Annotated in this window: 1 protein-coding gene; it reads left to right on the top strand. The window is 35.5% G+C overall.

Annotated features, from left to right (window positions below; genetic code table 11):
* On the top strand, positions 1-786 hold a 786-nt coding region (locus ACM03V_RS34450; RefSeq protein WP_414625308.1), incomplete at both ends, for a serine/threonine protein kinase.

Below are 786 nucleotides of genomic sequence, written 5' to 3'. Positions count from 1 at the left end.
TCAAGTCAGTATTCCCGGTTATCAAGTCAGCGAAAAACTTTATGATGGTTCCAGAACCTTAGTTTATCGAGCTTTACGAGAAAGCGACCAAAAACCAGTGGTAATAAAACTGCTGAAAAATCCTTATCCCAGTTTTAACGAACTGGTACAATTCCGCAATCAATACACCATTGCCAAAAATCTTCACTTTCGAGGAATCATCCAAACCTACAGCTTGGAACCGTTCCAAAATGCTTATATTTTAGTGATGGAAGATTTTGGGGGAATTTCTATTAAAGATTATTTTGCTTCTCTACAAATACAAGATACTGCTTTTCTCCAAGAATTTTTACAGGTTGCGATATCCTTATGTGATATTTTCAAAACACTTTATCAGCACCGGGTTATTCACAAAGATATAAAACCAGCCAATATTCTAATTAATCCAGAAACAAAACAAGTAAAATTAATCGACTTTAGTATTGCTTCTTTACTTAATAAAGAAACCCCAGAGATCAAAAGTCCTAATGTTTTAGAAGGAACTCTAGCTTATATTTCTCCCGAACAAACTGGACGCATGAACCGAGGCGTAGACTACCGCAGCGATTTTTATTCCTTGGGTGTAACTTTTTACGAATTACTAACTGCTAATTTACCGTTTAAATCGGATGATGCAATGGAATTGGTACATTGTCACATTGCCAAACAACCTCCTGCAATTACTAATCAAGAAATTCCTCAAGTTTTATTCGATATCGTCATGAAGTTAATGGCAAAAAATGCCGAAGACAGATATCAAAGTGCTTT

It is taken from the genome of Calothrix sp. CCY 0018, from assembly GCF_963920925.1.
Lineage (GTDB): Bacteria > Cyanobacteriota > Cyanobacteriia > Cyanobacteriales > Nostocaceae > Rivularia.
The sequence above is the reverse complement of the archived record's forward strand: the minus strand, read 5'-3'. Positions and strand labels throughout refer to the sequence as shown.